Raw genomic sequence first — 25,909 nt, forward strand, 5'->3', positions numbered from 1 at the left:
GGTCACGGTCACGGCAGGTAGCCGGAGATCACCAGGTTGTTGAAGGGCAGGAAGACGGCGCCGCCGGTCACGAGCGCGCTGTGCGGGACGAGCTGCTTGGCGTCGACGCCGTCGGGCAGCTCGGCCCTGCGCGTATCGGAGCCGCTGTCCTCGCCCTGTCCGGACGTGGGGAAGGACCGCACGTCCTGCTTGGCGGCGACCAGCAGGCGGTCGCCCGTGAAGCACGCCAGGTTCGGCTGGGCGTCGAGCCCGACCGTGGCCCGCCTCAGCTCGCGCCCGCTCGCCAGGTCGTAGGTCACCAGCTCGTCCGTGCTGAGCCCGGCCACCGTCCCGTCCGCGTTCACCGCGGGGGCGCCGGTGAACGTCAGCCCCGAGCCCAGCGTGCGCTTCAGCCGCAGGGTCCGGGCATCGAGCACGGCGATGCCCGCGCCACCGGAGGCGCCGCACAGCACGGACTCCTTGTGCACCACCGCGGTGGCGCACTGCACGCCGTCCGCGCCCCGTGCCGTCTCCCGGCCCGTGCCGGCGTCCAGCGCCACCGGCACGACCCCGTTCACCGTCACGTACACCCGGCCCCCGGCGGCGACCAACTGCTCCGGGACGGCGCCGAGGTCGTGCCGCCACAGCTCCTTGCCACCGCCCTTGCCGTCCAGCTTCACGGCGGCGACCAGGCCCTTGGACGGGTCGGCGCGGTCGAGATAGCTGGAGTAGAGGACGCCGCCCTGGAGATCGGAGCCCTTCTCGGCCCACAAGGGCCCGGGTGCCGGGACCTTGCCGCGTTCCTTGCCGTCCTCGACGCCGTAGGCGGTCAGGCCGTCCCGGCCCGTGACGTACGCGGTGTCGCCGACGACCGCCGGATAGCCCGGCGAGGACGGCACACCCTCGTCCTCGGCCGTCAGCCTGGGCGGCACCGACCACAACTTCGTGCCGTCCGAGGCCCGCAGACCGACCGCCGCGCCTCCGCTCCCGGCGCACACCAGGACCTTGGGGTGGAGTGCGCAGCCGTCGATGTCCGTGCCCGTGTCGAGCTTCGCCGTCCACGGCGACCAGCCCGCCGGGCGGGCGGCGGAGTCCGTGGCCGCCTTGCCGTAGTCGCCGGTGTGGCCCTCGCCGCCGTACGGCAGGACGACCTGGCTCAGCGTCCGGGCCGCGCCCTGACCGGAGGCGGAGCTGGACGGGGACGCCGAGGCGGAAGGACCCTTCGCCGTCGAACCGCCTTCCCCGCCCTGCCGGTTGACCAGCACGACGCCGACCGTCGCCACCACGGCCACCGCGACCGCCACCGCCGCGAGCCGCCCCCAGGGGCGACGCCGCGCCGTCGGAACCTCGGCAGGGCCGACGGGCCGTTCGCCGAGGGCCGTGGGGGAGTACGGCACCTGTACGACGGGCGCCAGCGTCGGCATGTCCGCCACGCCCGGCCCCGACGCGGCCGCCTCGCCGATCCGCCGCGCGGCGTCCCCGTACTCCGCGAGCAGCGAGAGCACGCCACCCGGCCACGGGAAGGCGCCGGGGGTCCCGGGGTCCAGCAGTTCCACCAGCTCCGCCGCCGACGGGCGCTCCGCCGGATCCAAGCGCAGACACCGCGCCACGACCGGCCGCAACTCCTCCGGCACACCCGACAGTTCGGCGTCGGCCCGGCTGATCCGGTAGATCACCGCCGCCATCTCGTCGTCCTGGAACGGCCCCTGCCCGCTCGCCGCGAACGCGAGCGCCGCGCCCAGGCAGAAGACGTCCGACGCGGGCACGACGGCCCGGCTGCCGACGAGGTGCTCCGGCGACATGAACCCCGGCGAGCCGACGACCAGGCCCGTCGAGGTCAGCGCCGTCGCCTCGAAGGCCTGCGCGATGCCGAAGTCGATGAGCTTGGGCCCGGTGGCGCCGAGCAGCACGTTCGCCGGCTTCAGGTCGCGGTGCAGCACCTGCGCCCCGTGTACGGCGTCCAGCGCCCGGGCGAGCGTGGCCCCGAGGGCCCGTACCGCCGCGACCGGCAGCGCCCCGGTGCGTACGACGGCCTCGGCGAGCGAGGGACCCGGCACGTACTCGGTCGCCAGCCACGGCGCGGGCGCGTCGGCGTCCGCGTCGACGAGCCGGGCCGCGTACGGGCTGTCGACCGCCCGCGCCGCCGTGATCTCGCGCCGGAAGCGGATCCGGAAGTCCTCGTCGAGCTCCAGCTCCTCCCGTACGGTCTTCACCGCGACCATGCGGTACGGATCGGCCGTCGGCGCGTCCGCGCGGCAGGCCAGATGGACCTCGCCCATGCCGCCGGCGCCGAGCCGGGCGAGCAGCCGGTAGGGGCCGACGAGCCGCGGCGGCCCGGCGGGCAGTGCTTCCAGCACGGAAAACGTCCTCTCAGTACGTCACGCGTACGTCACTTCGGCAGTTCCACGGACACGACGGCACCCTTGTCGTACACGAGGTACGCGATCCCGCCGACCGGCAGCACCTCCGGCTGCCGGACCATCTTGGAGATGAACTCCCCCCAGGCGTCCTTGTCCAGCGCGTTCTCCTTGACCCGCGGGCCCGGTGCGCCCGGGATCGGCGTCACCTTCAGGCCGCCCGGCTTGCCGTCGGGGCCGAGCCGCACGGTGTAGAGGGCCGCGAAGTCGGCGTACACCACCTGGTCGCCGGCGAGCAGCGGCGTCGACCAGCCCTGCGAGAGGCCGGCCGCCGTGGGCTTCGCCGCGTAGGAGGCGAGTTCGTGGCCGTCCTTCGGGTCGCTGACCTTCAGCGTGGCCGCGCCGGCCGATCCGCCGCTCGCCCACTCGTTCTGCCCGTCGTCGAAGCCGACGACCGCCTTCGGGGTGATCACCTCGGGGGTGAGCGCGCCGGCCGGGACGGCCAGGCTTCCCTTCGTGGCGAGGGTCGCCGCGTCCAGGAGCCGGAGCCGCTGCTGCACGTCGGTCGCGTGCGGGACGGTCAGGCAGTACGCGGACGCGCCGATCACCTTGATCGTCTCGCAGTCGCGCGCCTCCCGGTCGACCTGCCCGCGCAGGGCGCCGGTCTTCGCGTCGTACGCGACGATCCCGCCGTCGCTGAGCGCGTACACCGTGCCCTTCGCGTAGGCGATCGGCTCGAAGGCGCGGCTGTCGGAGTACGGGATGTCGTCGTTCGTCAGCGCCTTCGACCACAGCTTGCGGCCGTCGGCGAGGGCGTACGCGGTCATGCCGATCCGCTTGATGGTGGGGTCGTCGGTGGTGTTCGTCGCCGTGAAGACCGTGCCGTCGGCGACGATCGGCCGCGACGGCTCGCCCTGGGTGCCGAAGGGCTCGCCGCTCTTCTCCCAGCGGACCGCTCCGCTGCGCAGGTCGCGCACCTGGAGCTTCCCTTCCCCGGCCAGCACCACCACCGAGTCGTGGACGGTGGGCCGGGTGGCCTTGTCGATGATCCACGGGCGGCCGTGGCCCTGGAGCATGCTCTCGCCGCCCGGCTTGCCGCCGCCGAGCCCGGCCTCCCACAGCCGCTTCCCGTTCGCCGGGTCGAGCGCCTCGTACCAGCCGTCCGTCCGCCGGCACACCATCGCCTTCTCGTTCGCCGAGCAGCCGAGCGCGGGTGTCTTGAGCTTCGTCCGCCACGGCTTCCAGGCGGCCGGGCGCTGCGCGGCGCTCTGCGGCACGATCCCGGAGGCGTCGGCGAGGCCCCGGTCGTCCACGCCCGGGATTCCGGGCACGGAGGGCGCGGGCGCGCCCGCCACGGGCTTGCCCGGCTTCTTCTCCGGCCACAGCATGTACGCGCCGAGCCCGCCGCCGAGCACCGCGAGGGCCACGACGGCGGCGATCAGCCCCCGGCGCCGCCGCTTCTCCGGCGCCCCGGAGGCGGCCGTCGGTGCCCCGGTCGGCGCGATCGTCGGCGCGAAGTGCAGCCCGGGCGGGCCCGAGGTCACGACGGGTGCCTGCGGCTGGGGCGCCGGCACCTCGACCAGCGGGCCGCCCGCCGCGACCAGCTGGGCCAGCTCGCGCCCGTACTCGCCGATGTGCTCCCGTACGGCCTCCGGCCAGGCCGGGAGCCGCCCGCCGTCGCCGCCCAAGAGCTCGACCAGCGCCTCGGGCGTGGGCCGGGCCGCCGGGTCGGGCGACAGGCACGCGGCGATCACGGGCCGAAGCTCCTCCGGCACCCGGTCCAGATCCGCCTCGGCCTGCGAGACGCGGTAGAGGACGGCCGCCAGCGGGCCGTCGCCGAACGGGTCCTCGCCGGTCGCCGCGTAACAGAGGACGGAGCCCAGGCAGAAGACGTCCGAGGCGCCCGAGACGTGCCGCGCGCCCGCCACGTGCTCGGGCGACATGAAGGCGGGCGTGCCGACCATCATCCCGGTCGCGGTCATCGTGGTGGCGCCGCTGGCGCGCGCGATGCCGAAGTCGATCAGACGCGGGCCGTCGACGGCGAGCATGACGTTGCCGGGCTTGAGGTCGCGGTGCAGCACCCCGGACGCGTGGATGTCGGCGAGGGCGCGGGCGATGCGGGCGCCCAGGGCGCGCACGGTGGCTACGGGCAGCGGGCCGCCGCGGCGGACGGCCTGGGAGAGGCTGGGCCCGGGGACGTAGGCGGTGGCCAGCCACGGCACCTCGGCGTCGGCGTCGCCGCCGAGCGGCGCGGCGGCGTAGGCGCTGCGCACCAGACCCGCGACCTTGATCTCCCGGCGGAAGCGGTCGCGGAAGGCGGGCTCGCCGGCAACGTCACGGCGCACGGTCTTGACGGCGACGTACTCACCGGAGGGCAGACCATGACCACCGGGCCCGTCGGCCGCCCGGTCGCCGGCTCCAGGGCCGCCTGCGTGCGGCGCGCCCGGACCGCCGACGTGCGGCGCGTCGATCGCCCGCCCGCCCGCGTCCGGCCCGGTGTCCCGGCCCAGGTACACCTCGCCCATCCCGCCGGCGCCGAGCCGGGCGAGGATCTCGTACGGGCCGATCCGTCGTGGCGCGCCCTCGCGCAGCGGTCCCAGCACCTGCCCCATCCCCCTTGCGTGGCCTGATGAGCCGATCATTGCATGGGCATGACGAAGGGCCGGCCCCGTCCGGTTTCACGGGGTCCGGCCCTTCACACGCGCTGTGTCGGACGGCTCGGCTCAGCCGGTGTACGGCTTCGCGCCGAGGATCTTCACCATCGCCATCTTGCCGTTCGGCAGCTCGTACTCGGCCTCGTCACCCACGGACTTGCCGATGACGCCGACGCCCAGCGGGGACTGCGGCGAGTACGTCTCGATGGTGTCGCTCGCGTACTCGCGCGAGGCGAGCAGGAAGGTCATGGTGTCGTCCTCGTCGCCGTCGAAGGCGATGGTCACGACCATGCCGGGGCCGACCACACCGGTGTCCTCCGGGGCCTCGCCGACCTTGGCGTTCTCCAGGAGCTGGGTGAGCTGGCGGACCCGGAGCTCCTGCTTGCCCTGCTCCTCCTTGGCCGCGTGGTACCCGCCGTTCTCGCGCAGGTCGCCCTCCTCGCGCGCCGCGGCGATCTTGGCGGCGATCTCGGTACGCGCGGGACCAGACAGGTACTCAAGCTCGTCCTTGAGCTTGTTGTACGCCTCCTGGGTGAGCCAGGTGACGTTGTCGCTGGTCTGGGTCACAGGTGCTCCTCGTAGGTACTGGGAATACAAAGCTCGCCCTGCGCGAATGCGCACGCGGCAGCTTCGGCATCAGCTTCCGCTTCCAGCGTGCGCCTTTCGAACGGGCGAAACCACGAGCCTAACAATGAGTGGCGAAAAGCGGGAGGACATAAACCACGGACTTTGCGTCACCCCAGGTCACCGAGGTGACCCCGCGGCGGCTCTTCCCGCCTTCCCTACCCACCGCTACTGGGCCGTACACCCCAGCAGCTCGGCGTTGGTCGCCTTCGCCGTCGTACGGATCGAGTAGACCTTGTCGAGGCGGGCGTCGGGCTCGTCGACGCTGATGTCCTTGCGGCCGACCTCGGTGCCGTCGGCGGAGCGCGAGCGCAGGGTGCAGACGCCCTTGGCGTCGGCGTCCTTGCGGATCTCCAGGTGGACCTGGACCTCGGTGTCGCTGACGACCTCGAACTTGATCAGCTCGGCGCTGATCTTGTTGTCGGCGACGTAGTACCAGCCGAACCAGCCGATCATGGCCAGGAAGAGGGTGCCGAGGACGGCTCCGGTGATCTTGAGCTTGCGGTCGGCGCGCTCGTCCGCGGAGCGCCCGTAGCGCCCCTCGGGCAGCGACTCTCGCACCGCGCTCATGACCGTTCCTCTCGCCGTGGGCCGACCGGCGCCGCACGCCAGGGGGCCGGAATTTTTCGCACCCCCGATTCCGTCACTATAGAGACCTTGCCAGGCGACGAATCACTGAGGATCGAGTCTTGACTGAGCAGCTGCGACTGATGGCCGTTCACGCCCACCCCGACGACGAGTCGAGCAAGGGCGCGGCGACCATGGCCAAGTACGTGTCCGAGGGGGTGGAGGTCCTGGTGGTGACCTGCACGGGCGGCGAGCGCGGCTCGATCCTCAACCCGAAGCTCCAGGGCGACCCGTACATCGAGGCGAACATCCACGAGGTGCGCCGCAAGGAGATGGACGAGGCCCGCGAGATCCTCGGCGTCAAGCAGGAGTGGCTCGGTTTCGTCGACTCGGGCCTGCCCGAGGGCGACCCGCTGCCGCCGCTGCCCGAGGGCTGCTTCGCCCTGGAGGACGTGGACGCGGCGGCCGGCCGGCTCGTCCGCAAGATCCGCGCCTTCCGTCCGCAGGTCATCACGACCTACGACGAGAACGGCGGGTACCCGCACCCGGACCACATCATGACCCACAAGATCACGATGGTGGCCTTCGACGGCGCGACCGACACCGAGAAGTACCCCGAGGACGAGTTCGGCCCGGCGTACCAGCCGCAGAAGCTCTACTACAACCAGGGCTTCAACCGTCCCCGCACCGAGGCCCTGCACGAGGCCCTCCTCGCCCGCGGCCTGGAGTCCCCGTACGGCGACTGGCTCAAGCGCTGGGACGAGTTCTCCCGCAAGCCGCGCACCCTCACCACCTACGTGCCGTGCGCGGAGTTCTTCGAGACCCGCGACAAGGCCCTGATCGCCCACCGCACCCAGATCGACCCCGACGGCGGCTGGTTCCGGGTCCCGATGGAGATCCAGAAGGAGGTCTGGCCGACGGAGGAGTACGAGCTCAGCAAGTCCCTCGTCGACACCTCCCTCCCCGAGAGCGACCTCTTCGCGGGCATCCGCGACAATGACTGACATGAGCGCACACCTGGCACTGACCCAGCTCGTCCCGTTCGCCGCCAAGGAACTGGACGAGAACAAGGTGACCCCCGGCGTCCTCGGCTTCGTCGTCTTCGCCGTCCTGGCCCTCGCGGTCTGGGGCCTGATGAAGTCCATGAACCGGCACATGCACAAGATCGACTTCACCGAGGCCCCCGACCCGGCGCCGGCCGGCGCCTCGGGCACGCCCGCCGAGGGCGCGGCGAAGTAGCAGGACGTACGCGTACGGGCTCCGGCACCGCCGGGGCCCGTACGCGCGCTGCCCGCAACCCGCCCCCCCAACCCGCCGCCGGGCCCTGACGCTTCGGCCCTGGCCCTTCGGCCCTAACGCGTCGGCCGGAACGTGCGCCGGTATGCGTGCGGCGTGACGCCCGTCGTCGCGCGCAGGTGGCGGCGCAGGGAGACGCCGGTGCCGAGGCCGGCGCGGTCGGCGACGACGTCGACGGGGAGGTCGGTGGTCTCCAGGAGGTGGCGGGCCAGGTCGACGCGGCGGGCGGTGAGCCATTCGCCGGGGCTGGTGCCCACCTCGTCGCGGAAACGACGGGTGAAGGTGCGGACGCTGACGTTGGCGTGGGCGGCCATGTCGGCCAGGCTGAGGGGTTCGCCGAGGCGTTCGAGGAGCCAGGCCTGGGTGCGGGCGGTGCCGGGGCTGGTCGGCTCGGGGACGGGGCGGCGGATGTACTGGGCCTGGCCGCCGTCGCGCCAGGGCGGTACGACACAGCCGCGGGCCACTTCGTTGGCGACCTCGCTGCCGTGGTCGCGGCGGACGATGTGCAGGCAGAGGTCGATGCCCGCGGCCACCCCGGCGGAGGTGAGGACGTCGCCGTCGTCGACGAAGAGGACGTCGGGGTCGATGCGTACGCGGGTGAACAGGCGCTGGAGGTGGTCCGCCTCCAGCCAGTGCGTGGTGGCGGGGCGGCCGTCGAGCAGTCCGGCCGCGGCGAGCACGTAGCTGCCGGTGCAGATCGCCACCATGCGGGTTCCGGGCCGGATCGCGGCCAGGGCGGTGCGCAGCTCCTCGGGCAGCCTGCCCTCCTCGCGGATCGGGCCCAGGCCGTGGGACGGCGGGATGACGACCGTGTCGACGGCGGCGAGCAGCCCGGCGTCGTGCGAGACGGTGAGGTCGTAGTCGGCTTCGGCGCGGACCGGGCGGCCGCCCAGGCTGCAGGTGGTGACGGAGTAGAGCGGGGCGCCCGAGGAGTCGCGCGCGGCGCCGAAGATCCGTGCGGGTATGCCGAGTTCGAAGGGGACGACCCCGTCCAGGGCCAGAACGCCGACACGGTGCATGGCCCGATCTTTTCATTCCGTGACCAGCGGGCCGCTACTGGCCGCCGGCCGGCCGCGCGAGTGTGAGGGCGTGGCCGGGAGAACCGGCACAGCAGCAGCCGTACCGCCCGAGGAGCAGCAGCATGGTCATGATGAACGCCGTCACGCAGGTCGCCGCCGGAGCGCCCGACGTCCTGAGGCTCGTCGAGGTGCCGAAGCCGGTCCCCGGCCGGGGCGAGATCCTCGTCCGGGTGCGGGCGGCGGGCGTGAACCCGGCCGACTGGAAGACCCGGCAGCAGGGCATGTATGCCGACGGCTCCGTGCTCGGCTGGGACGTCGCCGGGGTGGTCGAGGCGGTGGGCGCCGGAGTGACGCTGTTCCGGGCCGGCGACGAGGTGTACGGGATGCCGCGCTTCCCGCAGCCGGCGGGCGCCTACGCCGAGTACGTCACCGCCCCGGCCCGCCACTTCGCCCCGAGCCCGCGCGGACTCACCCCCGTCGAGGCCGGCGCCCTGCCGCTGGCCGCGCTGACCGCCTGGCAGGCGCTGGTCGACACCGCCGACGTGCGGCCCGGGCAGCGCGTCCTCGTCCACGCGGCCGCCGGCGGCGTCGGCCACCTGGCCGTGCAGATCGCCAAGGCGCGCGGCGCGTACGTGATCGGCACCGCCGGCGCGGCCAAGCACGGGCTGCTGCGCTCCCTCGGCGTCGACGAGCCGATCGACCACCGCACCGCGGACGCCGCCGAGACCGCCGAGACCCTGCGCGACCTGGACGTCGTCGTCGACCCGCTCGGCGGATCCAGCCCGGCCCGCTCCCTGCGCGGCCTGCGGCCCGGCGGCACCCTGGTCTCGCTGCTCCCGCTGGACGACACCTTCCCGGCGGCGGAGGCCGAGAAGGCCGGGGTGCGGGTGGCCTTCATGCTCGTCGAGCCCGACCACGCGGGGCTGCGGCAGATCGCCGCCCTCGTCGAGAGCGGCCGGCTGCGCGTCCTGGTGGAGGAGGTGTTCCCCCTCGCGGAGGCCGCCGCGGCCCACGTACGGGGAGAGACCGGTCGCACCACCGGCAAGCTCGTCCTCTCCGTCGCCCCCTGATCTCCGCCGCCCCGTGACCCCGCCCCGCCGAGGTCACCACTCGAACTGTCCGGTTTCCGGTAAGCCGCGCCGCCGCGGCGCACGACCGGGAGCGGGGCCGCGGGCCAGTGCTCCCAAGGGCTCCCGACCAGGGCCGGAAAGCCCGAACGGGTGCCCGTCGACCTGCCGTCCGATGGCGTTCATCCGACGGATACCGCCATCGGGTGACCCTCCGGAACCAAAACTTCTGCGGGCAGTTGATCAGGGCGCTTCGGACAACGGAGCAGTTCCGGGCCACCGAGCTCAAGAAGGAAGACTCGTGATCAAGAAGGTTCTTGCTACCGCTGCTGTCGCGGCCACCGTCGCCGGCATGTCCGCGACCACGGCGATGGCGGCCGGCAACGACGGCGGCAGCGCCAACATCATCGGCAACCAGTCGAAGCAGTCCATCGGCAGCAACTCCACCGGTGGCTACATGAGCCCGAACTTCGGTCTCGTCAACGGTGGCGTCCTGCACTGCTTCGACGTCCAGAAGGTCGAGGCCCAGGTTCCGATCGGCGCCCTCATCGGTGTTCCGATCGCCGTCCAGGACGTCCTCGGCAACCCCGTGTCGAACCAGACCTGCACCCAGAACTCGGTGCAGCAGAAGGGCGACGACGCGCTGTCGCACATCCTGGGTGAGGTCCTCTCCCAGAACGGCAACGTCGGCGGCTGATCCTCGGCACCGCGCTGAAGCGGCCCCGTTCCTCGCAGAGCCAGTGCGAGGAGCGGGGCCGCTTGTCGTATGAGTGCCCCGCCCAGCACCGCTTTCACACCCCGTGCACATTTGTTTAACCCAGAGTGACAAGATGGCCGGTCGGGCTCTTGTAGAAATCCACGAAGTCCTCGTCCGCGGTCGCTGAGGTCTTCATGTCTTCCGTCCCTGGCTGGTTGTGCACGCTCGGCTGTGTACTCCTCACAAGAGCGGAACGAAGCAAGGGACGGGTGCCATGGACTTCCTCCGACCCGCCACCCTGGCGGACGCGCCGGCCGCGGAGGCCCGGCAATCGGGCGCGACGCCGATCGCGGACGGCGGTGAGCCGCCGCCCGGCACGCCGTGCCGGCGCCCGTGAACGCCCTCCGTGACGCGACCGGGCCGTGCCTCGCCCGCACGCCGGCCGCCCCCGAGCACAGCCGCGGCGCCCAGCCGTGACCCCCGCCACTTCCATCCCCTCCCCGGCCGCGCTCCGCGGCACAGCCCGGGGAATCCCCCAGCACCGCCGAAAAGGAGCCACCGTGTCTGCTCACACCCTTGAGACGAGCACCCAGGAACTCGAGCGCACCTGGCTGGACAAGGCCATCGAGCTCGCCACCACCAGCGTGGCGAACGGCGGCGGCCCGTTCGGCGCCCTCATCGCCAAGGACGGCGAGATCGTCGCGCTCGGAAACAACAAGGTGACCTCGAACCTGGACCCGACGGCGCACGCCGAGGTGACCGCGATACGCAACGCCTGCCAGGCCCTGAACACCTTCTCGCTCGAGGGCTGTGTCCTCGTCACGTCGTGTGAGCCGTGTCCGATGTGTCTCTCCTCCGCCCTGTGGGCGCGCGTCGACCGGATCATCTTCGCCGCCGACCGCGACGACGCCGCGGTGGCCGGCTTCGACGACCGCAAGTTCTACGACCTCTTCGAGGCGCGGCCGGACGCGGCCTGGCCGGCCGCGATCGAGCGCCTGGAGATGTCGAACCGCACGGCGCCGTTCGACGCGTGGCTGGCCAAGACCGACCGCATCGACTACTGATCCCGGTCCCTCCCCGCACAGGACCCCGGCCCCGGTTCTCACGTCGAGAACCGGGGCCGGGGTGTTCCGTGGCGTATGGGCGGGGCGCAGGCACGTGCGCAAGGATGGGGACATGCCGAACCGACTGGCGGACGCCACTTCCCCGTACCTCCTTCAGCATGCGGACAACCCCGTCGACTGGTGGGCGTGGGAGCCCGCCGCCTTCGAGGAGGCCCGGCGGCGCGACGTGCCGGTGCTCCTGAGCGTCGGCTACAGCTCGTGCCACTGGTGCCACGTCATGGCGCACGAGTCCTTCGAGGACGAGACGACGGCCGCGCTGATCAACGAGCGCTTCGTCGCCGTCAAGGTCGACCGCGAGGAGCGGCCCGACGTCGACGCCGTCTACATGGAGGCCGTGCAGGCCGCCACCGGCCAGGGCGGCTGGCCCATGACCGTCTTCCTCACCCCGGACGCCGAGCCCTTCTACTTCGGCACCTACTTCCCGCCCGAGCCGCGGCACGGCATGCCGTCCTTCAGCGACGTCCTCGAAGGCGTCTCGCACGCCTGGACCGAGCGGCGCGACGAGGTCGGCGAGGTCGCCGGGAAGATCGTCAAGGACCTCGGGGCGCGCTCCCTCGCGTTCGGCGGCGAGGGCGTCCCCGACGACTCCGAGCTCTCCCAGGCACTGCTCGGCCTCACCCGCGAGTACGACGCCAAGCACGGCGGCTTCGGCGGCGCGCCCAAGTTCCCGCCGTCCATGGCACTCGAGTTCCTGCTGCGCCACCACGCCCGCACGGGGGCCGAGGGCGCCCTCCAGATGGCCGCCGACACCTGCGAGGCCATGGCCCGCGGCGGCATCTACGACCAGCTCGGCGGCGGCTTCGCCCGCTACGCGGTGGACCGCGCCTGGGTCGTGCCGCACTTCGAGAAGATGCTGTACGACAACGCGCTGCTCTGCCGGGTCTACGCGCACCTGTGGCGGGCCACCGGCAGCGACCTGGCCCGCCGGGTCGCCCTGGAGACCGCCGACTTCATGGTCCGCGAACTGCGCACTCCCGAGGGCGGCTTCGCCTCCGCGCTCGACGCCGACAGTGACGACGGCAGCGGCAGGCACGTCGAGGGCGCCTACTACGTGTGGACCCCCGCCCAGCTCACCGCCGTCCTCGGCGCGGACGACGCCGCCTACGCCGCCCGCCACTTCGGCGTCACCGAGGAGGGCACCTTCGAGCACGGCAGCTCGGTGCTCCAGCTCCCGCAGGACGCCGGCCTCGCCGACGCCGAGCGGATCGCGTCCATCCGCCGGCGGCTGCTCGCCGCCCGCGAGGAGCGCCCCCGCCCCGGCCGCGACGACAAGATCGTCGCCGCCTGGAACGGCCTCGCCGTCGCCGCGCTCGCCGAGACCGGCGCGTTGCTCGACCGTCCCGACCTGGTCGAACGCGCCACCGAGGCCGCCGACCTGCTGGTCCGGCTGCACCTCGACGACGGCGCCCGGCTGACCCGTACCTCCAAGGACGGACACCCCGGCGGCAACGCCGGAGTCCTGGAGGACTACGCCGACGTCGCCGAGGGCTTCCTCGCGCTGGCGGGTGTGACCGGCGAGGGCGTGTGGCTGGAGTTCGCGGGCTTCCTGCTCGACATCGTCCTCGACCAGTTCACCGCCGAGGGCGGCGTGCTCTACGACACCGCCCACGACGCCGAGCGGCTGATCCGCCGCCCCCAGGACCCCACCGACAACGCCACCCCGTCCGGCTGGACCGCCGCGGCCGGCGCGCTCCTCTCGTACGCCGCGCACACCGGCTCCGAGCCGCACCGGGCCGCCGCCGAGGCCGCGCTCGGCGTGGTCAAGGCGCTCGGGCCGCGCGCGCCCCGGTTCATCGGCTGGGGCCTGGCCGTCGCCGAGGCGCTGCGCGACGGGCCGAAGGAGATCGCCGTGGTCGGCGCCCCCGACGACGAGGGCTTCCGCGCCCTGTGGCGTACGGCCCTGCGCTCCGGCGCGCCCGGCGCGGTCCTCGCCGCCGGGCTGCCCGACGGCGAGGAGTTCCCGCTCCTGGGCGACCGGCCGCTGGTCGACGGCAGGGCCGCCGCCTATGTCTGCCGGCACTTCGTGTGCGACGCGCCGACGACCGACCCGGAGCTGCTGGCCCTCAGGCTGCGCTGAGGCGGCGGGCGGGTCCGGCCCGGGCCCGCCCTGTGCCCTCCCTAGGCGCAGAGCATCGACTTCCCTTCGAGGGGCTTGTACTCGCCGAGTTTGGTCTGGCTGGGGTACTTCGGGTCGGGCTTCGGCAGCCTCTTGTCCGCGCGCAGCTGCGCGAAGACCTCGGCGGCGTACTTCTCGTCCCACGAGATCGTCGCGCCGACGCCCGGGATGAGCGGGTTGATCTTCAGGATCGGCACGGTGGCGAACTCGGTCTGCTCCGGAGTGAGGTTCCGCAGCCGGGCCGCGAGCGTCAACAGCTCCGGCGTGCTGATCGCCCGCTCGGCCGTCGCCCTGCCGCGCAGGGTCTCGGTGAACCAGCGCAGCCAGTCGGAGTCCCGGTACAGATGGGTGCGGACCTCGCGCAGCGTGTTGACGATGAAACGCTGCTGCTTCTTGATCCGCCCGAAGTCCGCCTCGCCGTCCGCCTTCCGGGAGCGCACGTACTGGAGCGCCTCGCCGCCGAGGACCCGGCGGGTGACGCCCGCCTTGAGGTCGATGGCGGTGGCCGGGTCCTTGAGGTCCTTCTTCGAGCAGACCGGCACGCCGTCGATGACGTCGACGGTGTCCATGAAGCGGCGGAAGTCGATCTCCAGGTAGCGGTGGACGGGGACCTTGGTCAGCGCCTCGACCCGCTCGATCACGAAGGGCGCCCCGCCCTGCTTCCAGGCGCTGTTGAGCTTGGCCTGGTGGGCGGGGACCATCTCACCGGTGTGCCGGTCGCGGTGCGCGGGCAGCGTGGTGAGCGAGTCGCGGGGCAGGCTCACCACGCTGACCCGGTCGTTCTTGGCGGAGACGTGCACCAGCATCATCACGTCGGTGCAGCCGCAGTCCTTGTTGCCGATGTGGTACTTCACGCGCTCGACGGGGGTGACGCCCGCCCGCGAGTCGACGCCTACGAGCAGGATGTTGAGGCCCTTGTCGGGTGCCGGCAGGCCGGGCGGGGCGGCGGCGATGGCGCCGCCCGCGCCGAGCGTGGCCAGAGCCGTGGACAGGAGCAGCAGACGTCTGCCGGGAATTCTCATGCCGAAACGTTAAATCGGTCGTCGTCGCACACAGGTACGCGACGCGACATGGACAGTTCGAATCACCCGCCCGCTGCGCCTGTGTCATGATGCCGAGACCTCCCGAGACCTCAGTGGAAGGAGCGAATATGGCACCTGAACCCGGGAAATGGGAGCGGATGGCCTTCATTCCGAAGAGCCGTTATGTGTCCGACCCGCCCGTCGCCGAACGGGAACCGTTCCCCCTCTATTCTCTGCTCGCCCACCAGTGGATCCAGGCCGGACGGGCCGTGCCGGGCGTGCCCGACCGGGAGTGGGAACGGCTCATGAGAACACCTATCTGGCCGCGCTGAAGCGAAAATCGGCCCGGCAAGCGAGTGAACCCGGCCGGTCGGACCATCAGAAGGTTTCCTTTCCGTGGCAGGGTCGTTGTGAAACCGTGCAGCGGAATGCGGGCGCACCCCGTGCGTGCCCGCTCGTCACGAAATCCGTGAATTCTCTTCCGCCGCAGAAAGGATCCAGACGAAATGAAGTGCAAGAAGGCTGCGGTCGTCGTCGCCGGTCTGCTCATGGCCATCGGTGCCGCCGCCCCCGCGATGGCCGACGCGGACGCCCAGGGCTACGCCGTCGGTTCGCCGGGCGTCCTGTCCGGCAACGTGATCCAGGTCCCGATCCACCTGCAGGCCAACGTCTGCGGCAACAGCGTGAACCTCATCGGTGCGCTGAACCCGGCCGTCGGCAACGTCTGCATCAACGCCTGACGTTCGCCCCGCCGGCAGCCGCCGGGACCGGGCCGGCCCCGGAGAGCGACCACCACGCTCCCCGGGGCCGGCCCTTTTCGCGCACCAGGCCCGCCTACGAGGCCGGCGTCGCCACCCGCCGGTCGCCCGAGCCCGAGCGCGGCCGCCCGAGCACCCCACCGCCGCCGGTCCCGCCGCGCAGCCGCTGGCGCACCCCCTTCACCAGGCGCCCGGCCGTGTAGCCCGCGCCGAACACGAACCGCATCGACGGCCCGTACGACGGCGCCGTCAGCAGCCCCGCCAGGAACAGCCCCGGCCAGGACGACTCGAAGAGCGCCCCCACCTCCGGCGCCCCGCCGGCCCCCACCCGCCGCAGCCCGGACCGCAGTTCGGGCGCGAGGACGTCCGCCCGGTCCAGGCTTGGCACGAAGCCGGTGGCCGCGACGACGTGGTCGGTCTCCACCACGCTCACCGTCCCGTCCGCGCCCCGCACGTCGAGCCGAAGCCGGTCGTCGGCGGTCACCGTCGCACACGTGACCCGCTGCCCGAGGCGTACGTCCCCGACCGCCGCGAACCGCTCGCGCAGCCACCAGGCCCCGGCCGGGCCGAGCGCCGAGTCGAAGATCCGCTCGCGGGTGGCGGCGGGCAGCCGGCGGAAGACGCCCGGGGTGTCCGCGTAGAGCCGGTTCTGCCAGCCGCAGCCGAGCCCGGTGTGCGGGGCGCGCAGGTTCTGCCAGCGGCCGCGGTCGAGCGCCGGCGGCACGGTGTTCCAGTTCAGCCGGTCGGCCCGGGCCAGGATCCGCACGGCCGCGCCCTGCTCGGTGAGGATCGCGGCGGTCTCCAGGGCGGCCTGCCCGGCGCCGATCACCGTGACGTCCCGCCCGGCGAAGCCGTCCAGCTCACCGTGGTGGCTGGAGTGGGTCACGTACCGGCGGGGCAGACCACGCAGCGGCCCCGGGACCTCCATGAAGGGCAGCACGCCGACCGCGAGCGCGACCGTGCGGGTGCGGACGGTCTCGCCGTCCTCCGCCGTCACCGCGAAACCGCCGCCGTCCACCGGCGCGACCGTGGTGACGAGCCGCTCGTCGAGGCCGGGCACCGCCTGCCGCGCGAACCAGTCGCCGTACGCGGCGAAGAAGCCGACCGGCAGCGGCACCCCGTGCTCGGCGGGCACGCCCCGCTCGGCCGCGTAGGCGTCGAGCCCGAACCGGCCCGCCGGGTCGGAGAGATGGGAGGCCCACGGCTCGGACTTGAGGAACATCCGCGAGGGCATGGCGTGCCAGCACTCCATGGTCCTGCCGAAGGTGCGCAGCTTCAGGCCGCCGGCGGCCGCGTGGGCGGCCACGGACAGACCGTAGGGGCCCGCGCCCACAATCACCAGGTCGTACATCGTGCGTTCCACCTTCACGGGTCTGAGGGGGTCGGAGAGATCTGACGGGTCGGAGAGGGGTGGGAGGGGAGTCATCGCCGGGTCATCCGGTCCCGCGGAGAGGCCGTACGGGAGCGGGTCGACGGCGGCGGCACGGCGGGCGCCCGCCGGGGCCGCCCGGTCGCGCCGCGCAGCGACCGACGGAGCGTCAGCAGACCCTTGCGCAGCACATGGGAGAGCCAGTCGCGGAGCATCGCGAGCGCCGGCCCGAGGTCGTCGGCGGCGAACCAGGCGGTCTCGCCGGGGTGGGCGCCGCGCCGGCGCCGCTCGGGCGCGTACCGGCGGCGCGGCGAGGAGAGGTACGAGAGCGCCGCGTAGTTCTCGACGACGAAGCGGCGTCCGTACGCGGGCAGGTGCGCGGGCACCGGGCGGCCGGTGAGGTCCAGGTGCATCGCCCGGACCACGTCGAGCCCGTCCCGGTCGGCGAACAGCCGGAACTGCGCGCCGGGCCGCGGGTTGAAGTCGAGCAGGTGGTACGCGCCGGTCGCCCGGTCGAGCCGGAAGTCCAGGTCGCACACGCCCCGGTAGCCGAGCGCCGCGAGCAGCTCCCGGGCCAGCGTGTCCACCGCCGGGTTCGCGGTCCAGCGGCCCACCGCGGTGAGCCCGGCGCCGTCCGGCCAGGAGCGCTCCTTGCGGCCGGTCGCGCCGGTCGAGCAGCCGCCGCCGGAGTCCACGTACCCGTGGAAGAACCAGTCGAGGTCCCGCCCGGCCGGCAGCAACTCCTGGAGCAGCAGCCGGCTGCCGGCCTGCGGGGTGCGCTCGTACAGCTCGCGGACCTCGGCGAGCGAGCCGACGATCGTGGTGCTGCGCAGCCGGCCGCCCACCGGCAGCAGCCAGGGCCGGCTCCACTTGGCGATCACCGGCAGCCCGAGCGACCAGGCCATGGCGGCGGCCTCCTCGGCGCTGGTGGGGAGTTCGGTACGGGGATGGGGGAGGCCCAGGGCCCGGCAGGTCTCGGCGAGCTGGGCCTTGTCGGCGACCCGGGCGAGCTGCTCGGGGGACTGGTCGGGCAGCAGATAGCGACCGGCCAGTTCGGGGCGGCACTCGGCGAGGGAGAGGGCGGTGATGTCGTCGAGGGGCACCAGCAGCGCGGGAGGTGACGTGCCGTCGGCCGGCCCGGGGCGCAGCCGGTCCGCGATCCGCAGCAGCAGGCGGGTGAGCTCGGCGGGGGACGGCTCGGCGGGGCGGAGGTGCGCGCCGTGGAGGTAGCGGGAGCGGACGACCGGGCTGGAGAGCGATTCGACCACCGCGTGCACCGCGACACCGGCCCGCCCCAGGGACCGCGCGGCGCCGAGCGTGCCGTGGTGAAAGGGGTTCGGGTCGAGCCGCACAAGGACCGCGGGGACGCGGGTGTCAATACTCGGCACGGCATGTCCTTCGTCTCGGGTGCCCCAATTGGGCGATGGAAAATCCTCTAACGGACCATTGGCGGATCAAAGCCGGATTCCCGGTCGGCTCATTAGGAATACTTTCGGAACATCAGACATCTGACTGGCGGTCAACTGAAGGAGTTCCTGTGGTCAACCGAAAGCGAAGAACTTCGAGGGTGTGGCTGGGGGTGTTCACCGCCGGTCTCCTTGCGTCAGGTTCAGTCGTGCTGTCGTCTCCCGCTCACGCTCACGCGGCCGAATCCGCATCGCTAACGACCCCGGACCCCCAGCGGACTCTGTCCGGCGCGATGGGGGCGTTCCTCGAATCGGGCCCGCTCGGCCCCGCGCGCATCGCCCAGCTGGAGCGGTGGCTCGGCGGCCGGGAACTCCGGGTCGCCCACACCTACCTGCCCGGCGACCGCTGGTCGAGCATCGAGGGCCCGCCCGGCTTCCTCGACGCCTGGGCGGCCTGGCGCGCGGAGCGGGCCGACCGGATGCTGGTCCTCAACGTGCCGATGCTGGAACGGAACGAGGCCGGCGTCTCCGACCACGAGGTCCGCCGCCAGCTCCAGCTCGGCGCCGCGGGCTACTACGACCACCACTTCCAGACCCTCGCCCAGCGCCTGGTGAGCCTCGGGGCCGCGGACACCGTCATCGACCTCGGCTGGGAGATGAACGGCACGACCTACACCCACCGGTGCGCGCCGGATCCGGCGGCCTGGAAGAAGTACTGGACCCGCATCGTGACCGCGATGCGTACCGTGCCGGGGCAGAAGTTCCGCTTCGACTTCAATCCGAGCCGCGGCCTCGACGCCATTCCGTGGACGGAATGCTATCCCGGTGACGACACCGTCGACGTCATCGGCATGGATTCCTACGACCAGCCGACCGGCGCGAGTTTCGACGAACACGTGCGCGAACCGTACGGTCTGCAGGCGCAGGTCGATTTCGCGGCCGAGCACGGGAAGCAGATCTCCTATCCGGAATGGGGCCTGTTCCGGAACGGAGACAACCCCGTGTACATGCGGCGCATGCTGGAATGGATGAAGCAGCACAAGCCGCTGTATCACACGATCACCGACTACTGCCCGCACGGCGTCTGGCAGTGCGACGAGAACCCGCGGTCGTCGCTGGTGTTCCGTCAGATGCTGTACGGAGTGGATCCGACGGACCCGCAGGTCCCGACGGACCCGACGGATCCGACAGACCCGCAGGTCCCGACGGATCCGACTGATCCGACGGACCCGGTCGACCCCACGGATCCGGTCGACCCCACGGATCCGACGATCCCCGTCCCGAAGCCTCAGCCGAAGCCTGAGCCCAAGCCTGAGCCCAAGCCTGAGCCGAAGCCGGAGCCGAAGCCGGAGCCGAAGCCGGAGCCGAAGCCGGAACCGAAGCCTGAGCCCAAGCCTGAGCCGAAGCCTGAGCCGAAGCCCGAGCCCAAGCCCGAGCCGAAGCCGGAACCGAAGCCGGAACCGAAGCCCGAGCCGAAGCCGGAACCGAAGCCCGAGCCGAAGCCGGAACCGAAGCCCGAGCCCAAGCCCGACCCCAAGCCCGACCCCAAGCCCACCTGTCGGCCCCTGAACCTCGGTTCTTGGATCGAGAGCTGGCTCGGCGGTCAGATCTGCGTTCCCGATCTCCCCGTCCCCACGGACTCCTGGAACGAGCCCGTGAAGCCTTCCCTGCCGAAGCCTTCACTCCCGAAGCCGACGCTCCCGAAGCCGTCCTTCCCGAAGCCGTCCACCGACACCTGGGAGGAGCACCTGAACTTCGACTGGAAGGACACGCTGCACGGAGTCTGGCCCTTCTGACGGGCCGCTCGCGGTCACCCTCGGCGGCGGAGGAGCTCATCCTCCGCCGCCGTTCGGCGTGCCGCGGCCGAGCGCGCGGCCCAGCCACTCCCGCTGCCGCACCTGCCGGGCCGCCCAGCGCCGCCCGTGCGCCGCGCCCGCGCGGGCCCAGAGCAGCGGGGCGGTACCCGGCCCGGCCAGCATGAGCCGCTGGTTGGGCACGGTCTCCGGGCGCCAGTGGTGCTTGTACGGTTCGGTGCCGCGCAGCATGCTCAGCGTGGCCCGGCCGCTCGCGGCGGCCTCGCGGGCCGCGTGCCGCAGCAGCATCGCGGCCACGTCGACCTTGCGGGCCCGCAGCGCCGGATCCGCCCCGTACAGGTAGCCGCCCGCGAGCCGCGGCGACATCAGGGTGAGGTCCGCGCACAGCACCTCGTCGCCGAGCCGGTACTCGGTGACCGCGGCGTCCCCCCGCTCGACCATCGGCCGTACCGCCCGCGCGAGATGCTCGGCGAACCGTTCGCTCGTGTGCTCGGCCGTCACCCCGCGGCCCCGCCACTGGAGCTGGTGCAGCCGGAGGAGCCGCCGCAGGGCGGCCGGGACCTCGGCTCCGGGGACGACGCGCTCGTCGATGCCGAGCGCGTCCAGCTTCCGGAACTTCGCCCGCATCCGCTGCGCCTTGCCGGACGGGATGCGTTCGAGCAGCGTCTCCATCGGGACGGCCGGCAGCTCCAGGCACTCCGAGTCGGCGAGCCGCCGCCGGGGCCCGCGCCACGCCTCGTACAGACGCTCGGCCGCCGCCCCGGGCCGCACCTCGCGCAGGTCCACGACCGCGCCGCGCGCCGCCCGGGCGAGGGCGCGGGCGAGCGCGGGCGCCGCGTCCGGGCAGCCGTCGTCGAGCAGGACGTCGGTGAAGTCGGTGATCGCGCCGCCGAGCGGGGTGAGCACGGGCAGCGGGCCGCGCGCCCGCAGCAGCGCCGCCGCGCCGACGAGCGTGCCGTCGGCCCGCCGGACCAGGACCACCCGGAGGGCGCCGGGCCGCCCGTACGACAGCCACCAGGAGTGCAGCCAGGCGTGCGACTGGAACGGCGTCGCCGTGGCGCAGCGCCCGTACAGCGCCGTCCACTCCGGCCCGAGCCGTCCGAAGGCCTCGCCGTCCCGCAGGACCTCGGCGTGCAGCGCCCCGGACGTCCCCGGCCCCGGCCCCGGTCCCGTCCCGGCCCCGGCGGGCGCGATCTGTCCGACCGTCACACCGCCTCCGGTTCCGGCTGCTGCGAGGCCGGCGCCGGGCCCGGCACCGACGCCGTGCCCTGCCGCGAGTGCCGGGCCCCGGCCCCGTCCCGCGCCTGCCGCTTCGGCCGGACGAGCAGGGCGAGACCGCCGAGCAGCCCGCCCGCACAGGCGCCGACGAGCGCCGAGAGCCCCGCGGAGGGCGACACCGGGGAGACCGGCTTCGTCGCACGCGAGAACTGGACCACCTTCACGCCGGTGTTCCCGGCGACGTGCGAGCTGTTGAGGACCAGCGCCCGGGCCACCCCGTCGGCCATCGACACGGCCGCCGCCGGCTTCGGCGCCCGCGCCGTGATCGAGATCATCGGCGCGTCCGGCGAGGTCGCCGCCTGCACGCTGGAGCGGAGCGTGTCGGCGGAGACGCCCGCCCACACCTGGGCGTCACCGGTCACCGCGATGTCCGTGGCGACCCGCCCGTACGCCTGGGCGAAGCCGAGCGCCGCCGACGGGTCGGCCTGCTCGGCCGGCACGACGATGACGTAGCTGGTCGCCGCGTACTGCGGGGTCTTCACGGCCCCGTAGCCGCCGCCGAGGGCCGCGCCGGCGAGCACGGCCGCCGGCAGCACCATCCAGCGGGCGGGGGTGAGGAGGAAGGGCCGTGGCGGTGTCGCGGTCACGGGGGTCATGGGGGTCATGGCGCAGCTCTCACTTCACGGAAGGGTGGGGGCCGTGGACGGCCCGCTGATACAGGGACAGCAACTGCTCCGCGCTGTGCGCGATGTCGTAGCGGCGGACCGCCCCGGGCGGCGGCAGCCGGTCCGGCCCGCCGGCTGCCCGCGCCCGCCCGGCCTCGCGCAGCGCGCCGACCAGCTCGGGCACGGACTCGCCGATCCGCCGGGCGCCGGGCACCGCGCCCGGCGGCAGGTCGTCGATCGCCGGGCACGCCACATACAGCGCGGGCAGGCCCGCCGCGAGCGCCTCGACGACCGCGAGACCGAAGGTCTCGTCGGGAGAGGTGGACACGAACACGTCCATCGCCGCCAGCAGCGACGGCAGATCGAGCCGCCCGCCCGCCGGATGCTCCGGCGGATCCGGGAAGGCGCCCGGCAGCAGCACCCGGTCCGCCGCCCCGCACTCCGCCGCGATCCGCAGCAGCTCCGCCCGCCGGTCGCCCTCCCCGACGAGCAGCAGCCGCGTCTCCGGCACCGACGCCACCGCCCGTACGAGCCGGTCGAAGCGCTTCCCGGCCGCGAGCCGCCCCACCCCGCCGACCACGAACGCGTCCGCGGGCAGCCCGAGCGCCGCCCGGGCCAGCGCCCGGGCCCGCGGCCGGAAGGCGAAGCGGCCGGTCTCGATGCCGTTCGGCACCACTCGGATACGGGAGGGGGCCACGCCCCAGTCCGCGAGCCGGCGCGCCACGCTCGGCGACACCGCGACCGTCGACGTGCCGAGCCGCTCCGTCGCCAGGTACAGCGCCCGGGTGCCCGCCGACAGCGGCCGGCCCTCGATCTGGACGTCGCCGAGCGAGTGCTCGGTGGCGATCACCGGCCGCACCCCGGCGAGCCGCGCGGCCGGCCGGCCGTACACACAGGCCCGGTACAGATGGGTGTGCACGAGGTCGTAACCGCCCTGCCGGATCAGCCGGGTGAGCCGCGGCAGCGCGCCGACGTCCCGGTTGCCGGTCATGCCGAGGTGGGCGACGGGCGTGCCGTCGGCCTCGATGCCCTCGGCGACCGCGCCCGGGTTGGTGAGCGTCACCACCCGGCTGCGCACCGGGAGATGGCGCAGCAGGAGGCGCAGCTGCTGCTCGGCGCCGCCGATGCCGAGCCCGGTGATGACGTGCAGCACCTTCAGATCCCGTGGCGTCACGACAGCACCGCCCGGTCGGCCGGCCCGCCCTGCGCGGGGAGCAGATCGGCCGGCCGGCGCCGCCGCAGCGGATGCAGCACCCGCTTCGCGGTGAGCCGCCAGGAGGTGTCCTCCTCGCCGATGTGCACCCGGGGCAGCGCGTACGTCCCGGACAGCGGGCCCGGGTCGATCGCGCAGCCGTACGCGTACCCCGCCTTGCGGACCGCCCGCATCACGCGCGCGTCGACCGTCCCGTACGGATAGCAGAAACCGTCCACCGGATCGCCGGTGATCTCCTCGATCAGCTCGCGGCTGCGCCGGGTCTCGGCCGCGAGTCCCTCGTCGTCCGTCTCCGTGAGCGAGACGTGACGCAGCCCGTGCGAGCCGATCTCCATGCCGGCCGCGGCCGCCCGCCGGACGCCGTCCTCGTCGAGCAGCGGCTTGCGCGGCCCGTGCGCGTCCCAGGCGTTGTCGCCGCCGAGCCGCCCCGGCAGCACGTACACCGTCGCCGTGAACCCGTGGCGGCGCAGCAGCGGCAGCGCCGACTCCAGGAAGTCCGCGTACCCGTCGTCGAAGGTCAGCCCGACCAGACCGCGCGCCCGGCCCGCGGCGGTCGCCGCGAGCAGCTCCCGCACGGACACCCCGCGCAGCCCCCGGTCGCGCAGCCAGTGCAGCTGGCGGGCGAAGCGCACCGGGGAGACGGTCACCTTGTACGGATCATCGGGGACGTCCGCGATCGAGTGGTACATCGCCACCCACAAGGGAGGCTTCGGCAGCAGACGACGCAGCACGGCGGGGGCGGGCATGGGGGGTCCTTCGGTTCCGGCAGGGCGAGTGGGGGAGGGGCGGGATCTCGGGCGCCTTGGCGGCACACGCGATGAACAGCAGGAAGACGCCGACGACGACGAGCGCGGCGAGGGCGACGCAGAGCACGGGCGGACCGACGAACAGCGTGGTCAGCCAGCCCGCGCCGGTCGCCCACGCGCCGGCGGTCGCCAGCCGCAGCAGGCCCTCGCCGAGCCGGCGCACGTCGACCGGCACGGACTGGCGGTGGGCGCCGGTCAGCAGCATCACGGCGGTCACCGTGATGCCGAGCGCGTTCGCGCCCGCGATGCCGGTCGCGCCCCACAGATGCGCGCCCGCCGCCCCCGCGACGGCGGTCACGGCGAGCCCGGTGCCCATCGCGGCGGCCGGGTACCAGAGCGGGCGGGCCGCCGAGAAGTAGCAGCGGACCAGCGCGCCCACCATCGTCTGGCCGAGCAGCCCGAGCGCGTACACCCGCATCACCGCGGCCGTCGCCGCCGTGTCGGCCGCGTCGAACGCGCCCCGCTGGAACAGGATCTCGACGATCTGCGGCGCGGCGGCGATCACCGTCGACGCGCCGATCAGGACCACGACCGCCGCCAGGAGCAGGTCCCGCTCCACCCGGCGGCGCGCCCCCTCGGCGTCTCCGGCGGCGAGCGCGCGGGCGACGACCGGGAAGCTGACCGTGCACAGCATCAGGGAGAGGATCATCGGCATCTGCGCGATCTTCTGCGCGTAGTTGAGGTGCGAGATCGCTCCGGCGGGCAGCGGCGAGGCGAGGAAGCGCTCGATCAGGATCTGCGACTGCCGCGACAGCGCGAACACCACGACGGGCGCGATCATCCCGAGTACCAGCAGCCGCCCGTCGCCCGACGGCAGCGGCTTCGGCTGCTCCTCCGGCACCGGACGGTCGCGCAACTCCCGCAGCAGCGACGGCGCCTGCACGAGGACCATCAGCACGCCGCCGACCGCCACCCCGGCCGCCGCCGCCCGCACCCCGAACGGCTCGCGCAGCACCAGCGTCGTCCCGATGATGCCGACGTTGTACGCCACGTAGATCGCCGCCGGTGGCAGGAACGAGCCGTGCGCCCGCAGCGCCGCCGAGCAGTACCCGGCCAGCGCGAACGACAGCACGCACGTCGCCGTGAGCCGCGTGCAGTCCACCGCGAGCCGCGGATCCGGCAGGCCGGGCGCGAGGGCCCCGACCAGCAGCGGCGCGAGCGCCACGAGCAGCGCGGCCACGGCGGCGACCGCCAGGACCAGACGCGGGAGCGTCGTCCGTACGAGCTGCCGCACCGGATCCCCGAACAGCGAACCGGACCGCCGCGCGAGCGCCCGCGAGAACGCCGGCACCAGGATCAGCGCCATCGCGTCCTCGATCAGCAGCGTCGACGCGAACTCCGGCACCGTCCACGCCACCAGGAACGCGTCGGTCTCCGCCCCGGCCCCGAAGTACCGCGCCAGGATCTGGTCCCGTACGAGCCCGAGCACCGCCCCGGCCGCCGTCAGCCCCGCCGTCACCGCCGCCGCCCGCAGCAGGAACCGCCCCGACCCGCGCCGGGCGTGCCGCGCCCTGGACCGGTCCGCGGGCGCGGCCTCGACGGGCCGCGCCCCGTACCCCAGCGGCCGCCCTCCGAGCAGCACGGGCCGCTCGGCGCGGGTGGCCCGTGCGACGGGCTGAGCGATCGGCGCGGCCCCCCAGGCATGGGGTGCCTCGCCTCGCGGCAGCCCGCACAGCGCGTCGACGGCGAAGGCGGCCCACGGGTCTTCGGCCCCGCCGTGCCGCATCAGCAGCTGCAGGGTGTCGTCGGGATCCCGGGGCGGGGGCTCGGGCGGGGGCTGGGGCTGCGGCAGCCCGCACAGCGGGTCGGCGGCGAAGGCGGCCCACGGGTCGTCGGGCCCCGCCGGAAGCGGCGGCGCGACGGCGCCGTCCGCGGCACCGGCCCCGGGACGCGGCAGCCCGCACAACGGGTCCGCCGCCCAACCGCCGGTCGGCCCAGGGACGTTGACGTTCTCCGGGCCCTGCCCCTGGCCCGGCCGGGCATCCCGCCACACCGGCCCCGGGTCGGCCACGGCGTGGCCGTTCGTCCCCTGCACGGTGTTCAGCCGGAGATCCCGCGCCGCGGGTCGCCCACCGTACGGCGCGCGCCCCGCCACCCGGCCGCCCCCAGCGCCGCCACGAGGCTCTTCCGCCGCCGCC

The 25,909-nt window shown here is 73.7% G+C and carries 22 protein-coding genes and 1 pseudogene; 10 read left to right on the forward strand and 13 right to left on the reverse strand.

Features of this window, described 5'->3' with window-relative positions:
- Positions 1–8 precede the first annotated feature (8 nt).
- The 4 genes from ACWEJX_RS04000 to ACWEJX_RS04015 all read right to left on the reverse strand — a co-directional run bounded on the left by ACWEJX_RS04000 (position 9) and on the right by ACWEJX_RS04015 (position 6,184).
- On the reverse strand, positions 9–2,336 hold the full coding sequence (locus tag ACWEJX_RS04000; RefSeq protein WP_451605950.1) for a protein kinase domain-containing protein: 2,328 nt from the start codon (positions 2,334–2,336) through the stop codon (positions 9–11).
- A gap of 32 nt (positions 2,337–2,368) precedes the next feature.
- Positions 2,369–4,948 (reverse strand): protein kinase domain-containing protein, encoded by a 2,580-nt coding sequence (locus ACWEJX_RS04005; protein ID WP_451605951.1) that lies wholly within the window; start codon positions 4,946–4,948, stop codon positions 2,369–2,371.
- 111 nt (positions 4,949–5,059) lie between these two features.
- Positions 5,060–5,557, reverse strand: a complete 498-nt coding sequence (greA, locus tag ACWEJX_RS04010) for a transcription elongation factor GreA (RefSeq protein WP_403795979.1) — start codon at positions 5,555–5,557, stop codon at positions 5,060–5,062.
- 225 nt (positions 5,558–5,782) lie between these two features.
- Positions 5,783–6,184, reverse strand: coding sequence for a DUF4307 domain-containing protein (locus ACWEJX_RS04015; RefSeq protein WP_451605952.1), 402 nt, complete (start codon positions 6,182–6,184; stop codon positions 5,783–5,785).
- Between the two features lie 119 nt (positions 6,185–6,303).
- Here ACWEJX_RS04015 and mca point away from each other — a divergent pair, with 119 nt between their 5' ends.
- Together mca and ACWEJX_RS04025 are read left to right on the forward strand one after the other, a co-directional pair.
- Positions 6,304–7,185 (forward strand): mycothiol conjugate amidase Mca, encoded by an 882-nt coding sequence (gene mca, locus ACWEJX_RS04020; RefSeq protein WP_451605953.1) that lies wholly within the window; start codon positions 6,304–6,306, stop codon positions 7,183–7,185.
- Positions 7,178–7,420, forward strand: coding sequence for a hypothetical protein (locus ACWEJX_RS04025; RefSeq protein ID WP_451605954.1), 243 nt, complete (start codon positions 7,178–7,180; stop codon positions 7,418–7,420). Before mca ends, ACWEJX_RS04025 begins: the two co-directional genes overlap by 8 nt.
- A 113-nt stretch (positions 7,421–7,533) precedes the next feature.
- Here the strand turns inward: ACWEJX_RS04025 and ACWEJX_RS04030 are convergent, their stop codons facing one another.
- Positions 7,534–8,496: a GlxA family transcriptional regulator gene (locus ACWEJX_RS04030; RefSeq protein WP_451605955.1), complete on the reverse strand. Its 963-nt coding sequence runs from the start codon at positions 8,494–8,496 to the stop codon at positions 7,534–7,536.
- Between the two features lie 131 nt (positions 8,497–8,627).
- Here ACWEJX_RS04030 and ACWEJX_RS04035 point away from each other — a divergent pair, with 131 nt between their 5' ends.
- From ACWEJX_RS04035 to ACWEJX_RS04055, 5 genes are all read left to right on the forward strand, one after another.
- Positions 8,628–9,566, forward strand: coding sequence for an NADP-dependent oxidoreductase (locus ACWEJX_RS04035; RefSeq protein WP_451605975.1), 939 nt, complete (start codon positions 8,628–8,630; stop codon positions 9,564–9,566).
- A 298-nt stretch (positions 9,567–9,864) separates the two neighbouring features.
- Positions 9,865–10,260 (forward strand): rodlin, encoded by a 396-nt coding sequence (locus ACWEJX_RS04040; RefSeq protein ID WP_403795991.1) that lies wholly within the window; start codon positions 9,865–9,867, stop codon positions 10,258–10,260.
- Positions 10,261–10,534: 274 nt separating this feature from the next.
- Positions 10,535–10,657 carry a hypothetical protein gene (locus tag ACWEJX_RS04045; protein ID WP_451605956.1) on the forward strand — a complete coding sequence of 41 codons (123 nt, stop codon included), beginning with the start codon at positions 10,535–10,537 and terminating at the stop codon, positions 10,655–10,657.
- Between the two features lie 163 nt (positions 10,658–10,820).
- Entirely contained in the window at positions 10,821–11,324 is a 504-nt protein-coding gene (locus ACWEJX_RS04050; protein WP_451605957.1) for a nucleoside deaminase, read from the forward strand.
- A 112-nt stretch (positions 11,325–11,436) separates the two neighbouring features.
- On the forward strand, positions 11,437–13,461 hold the full coding sequence (locus ACWEJX_RS04055; protein WP_451605958.1) for a thioredoxin domain-containing protein: 2,025 nt from the start codon (positions 11,437–11,439) through the stop codon (positions 13,459–13,461).
- A 41-nt stretch (positions 13,462–13,502) separates the two neighbouring features.
- Here ACWEJX_RS04055 and ACWEJX_RS04060 read toward each other — a convergent pair whose 3' ends face one another.
- Positions 13,503–14,522 carry an LCP family protein gene (locus tag ACWEJX_RS04060; RefSeq protein WP_451605959.1) on the reverse strand — a complete coding sequence of 340 codons (1,020 nt, stop codon included), beginning with the start codon at positions 14,520–14,522 and terminating at the stop codon, positions 13,503–13,505.
- Positions 14,523–14,650: 128 nt separating this feature from the next.
- Between ACWEJX_RS04060 and ACWEJX_RS04065 the strand changes: the two genes are divergently transcribed.
- The gene (locus ACWEJX_RS04065; RefSeq protein ID WP_451605960.1) at positions 14,651–14,854 is read left to right on the forward strand and encodes a hypothetical protein; all 204 of its coding nucleotides are present in this window, start codon (positions 14,651–14,653) and stop codon (positions 14,852–14,854) included.
- Between the two features lie 174 nt (positions 14,855–15,028).
- Positions 15,029–15,262: a chaplin gene (locus tag ACWEJX_RS04070; RefSeq protein ID WP_451605961.1), complete on the forward strand. Its 234-nt coding sequence runs from the start codon at positions 15,029–15,031 to the stop codon at positions 15,260–15,262.
- A 94-nt stretch (positions 15,263–15,356) separates the two neighbouring features.
- Here the strand turns inward: ACWEJX_RS04070 and ACWEJX_RS04075 are convergent, their stop codons facing one another.
- Entirely contained in the window at positions 15,357–16,631 is a 1,275-nt protein-coding gene (locus tag ACWEJX_RS04075; RefSeq protein ID WP_451605976.1) for an FAD-dependent oxidoreductase, read from the reverse strand.
- Between the two features lie 71 nt (positions 16,632–16,702).
- Complete coding sequence (locus tag ACWEJX_RS04080; protein ID WP_451605962.1) at positions 16,703–18,037, reverse strand: carboxylate--amine ligase; 1,335 nt, start codon at positions 18,035–18,037, stop codon at positions 16,703–16,705.
- A 311-nt stretch (positions 18,038–18,348) separates the two neighbouring features.
- On the opposite strand from ACWEJX_RS04080, the pseudogene ACWEJX_RS04085 reads away from it, so the two are divergent.
- A pseudogene (locus ACWEJX_RS04085) lies at positions 18,349–19,323 on the forward strand (glycoside hydrolase family 26 protein); the annotation flags it as partial.
- Positions 19,324–19,887: 564 nt separating this feature from the next.
- Here ACWEJX_RS04085 and ACWEJX_RS04090 read toward each other — a convergent pair.
- From ACWEJX_RS04090 to murJ, 5 genes are all read right to left on the reverse strand, one after another.
- The gene (locus ACWEJX_RS04090; RefSeq protein WP_451605977.1) at positions 19,888–21,006 is read right to left on the reverse strand and encodes a GNAT family N-acetyltransferase; all 1,119 of its coding nucleotides are present in this window, start codon (positions 21,004–21,006) and stop codon (positions 19,888–19,890) included.
- A gap of 68 nt (positions 21,007–21,074) precedes the next feature.
- Positions 21,075–21,743 carry a lipopolysaccharide biosynthesis protein gene (locus ACWEJX_RS04095; RefSeq protein WP_451605963.1) on the reverse strand — a complete coding sequence of 223 codons (669 nt, stop codon included), beginning with the start codon at positions 21,741–21,743 and terminating at the stop codon, positions 21,075–21,077.
- 19 nt (positions 21,744–21,762) lie between these two features.
- Complete coding sequence (locus ACWEJX_RS04100) at positions 21,763–22,911, reverse strand: glycosyltransferase (protein ID WP_451605978.1); 1,149 nt, start codon at positions 22,909–22,911, stop codon at positions 21,763–21,765.
- 11 nt (positions 22,912–22,922) lie between these two features.
- Positions 22,923–23,711 (reverse strand): polysaccharide deacetylase family protein, encoded by a 789-nt coding sequence (locus ACWEJX_RS04105; protein ID WP_451605964.1) that lies wholly within the window; start codon positions 23,709–23,711, stop codon positions 22,923–22,925.
- Positions 23,623–25,500 (reverse strand): murein biosynthesis integral membrane protein MurJ, encoded by a 1,878-nt coding sequence (murJ, locus tag ACWEJX_RS04110; RefSeq protein ID WP_451605979.1) that lies wholly within the window; start codon positions 25,498–25,500, stop codon positions 23,623–23,625. Before murJ ends, ACWEJX_RS04105 begins: the two co-directional genes overlap by 89 nt.
- Positions 25,501–25,909 lie beyond the last annotated feature (409 nt).

Source organism: Streptomyces sp. NPDC004788, from assembly GCF_053601115.1.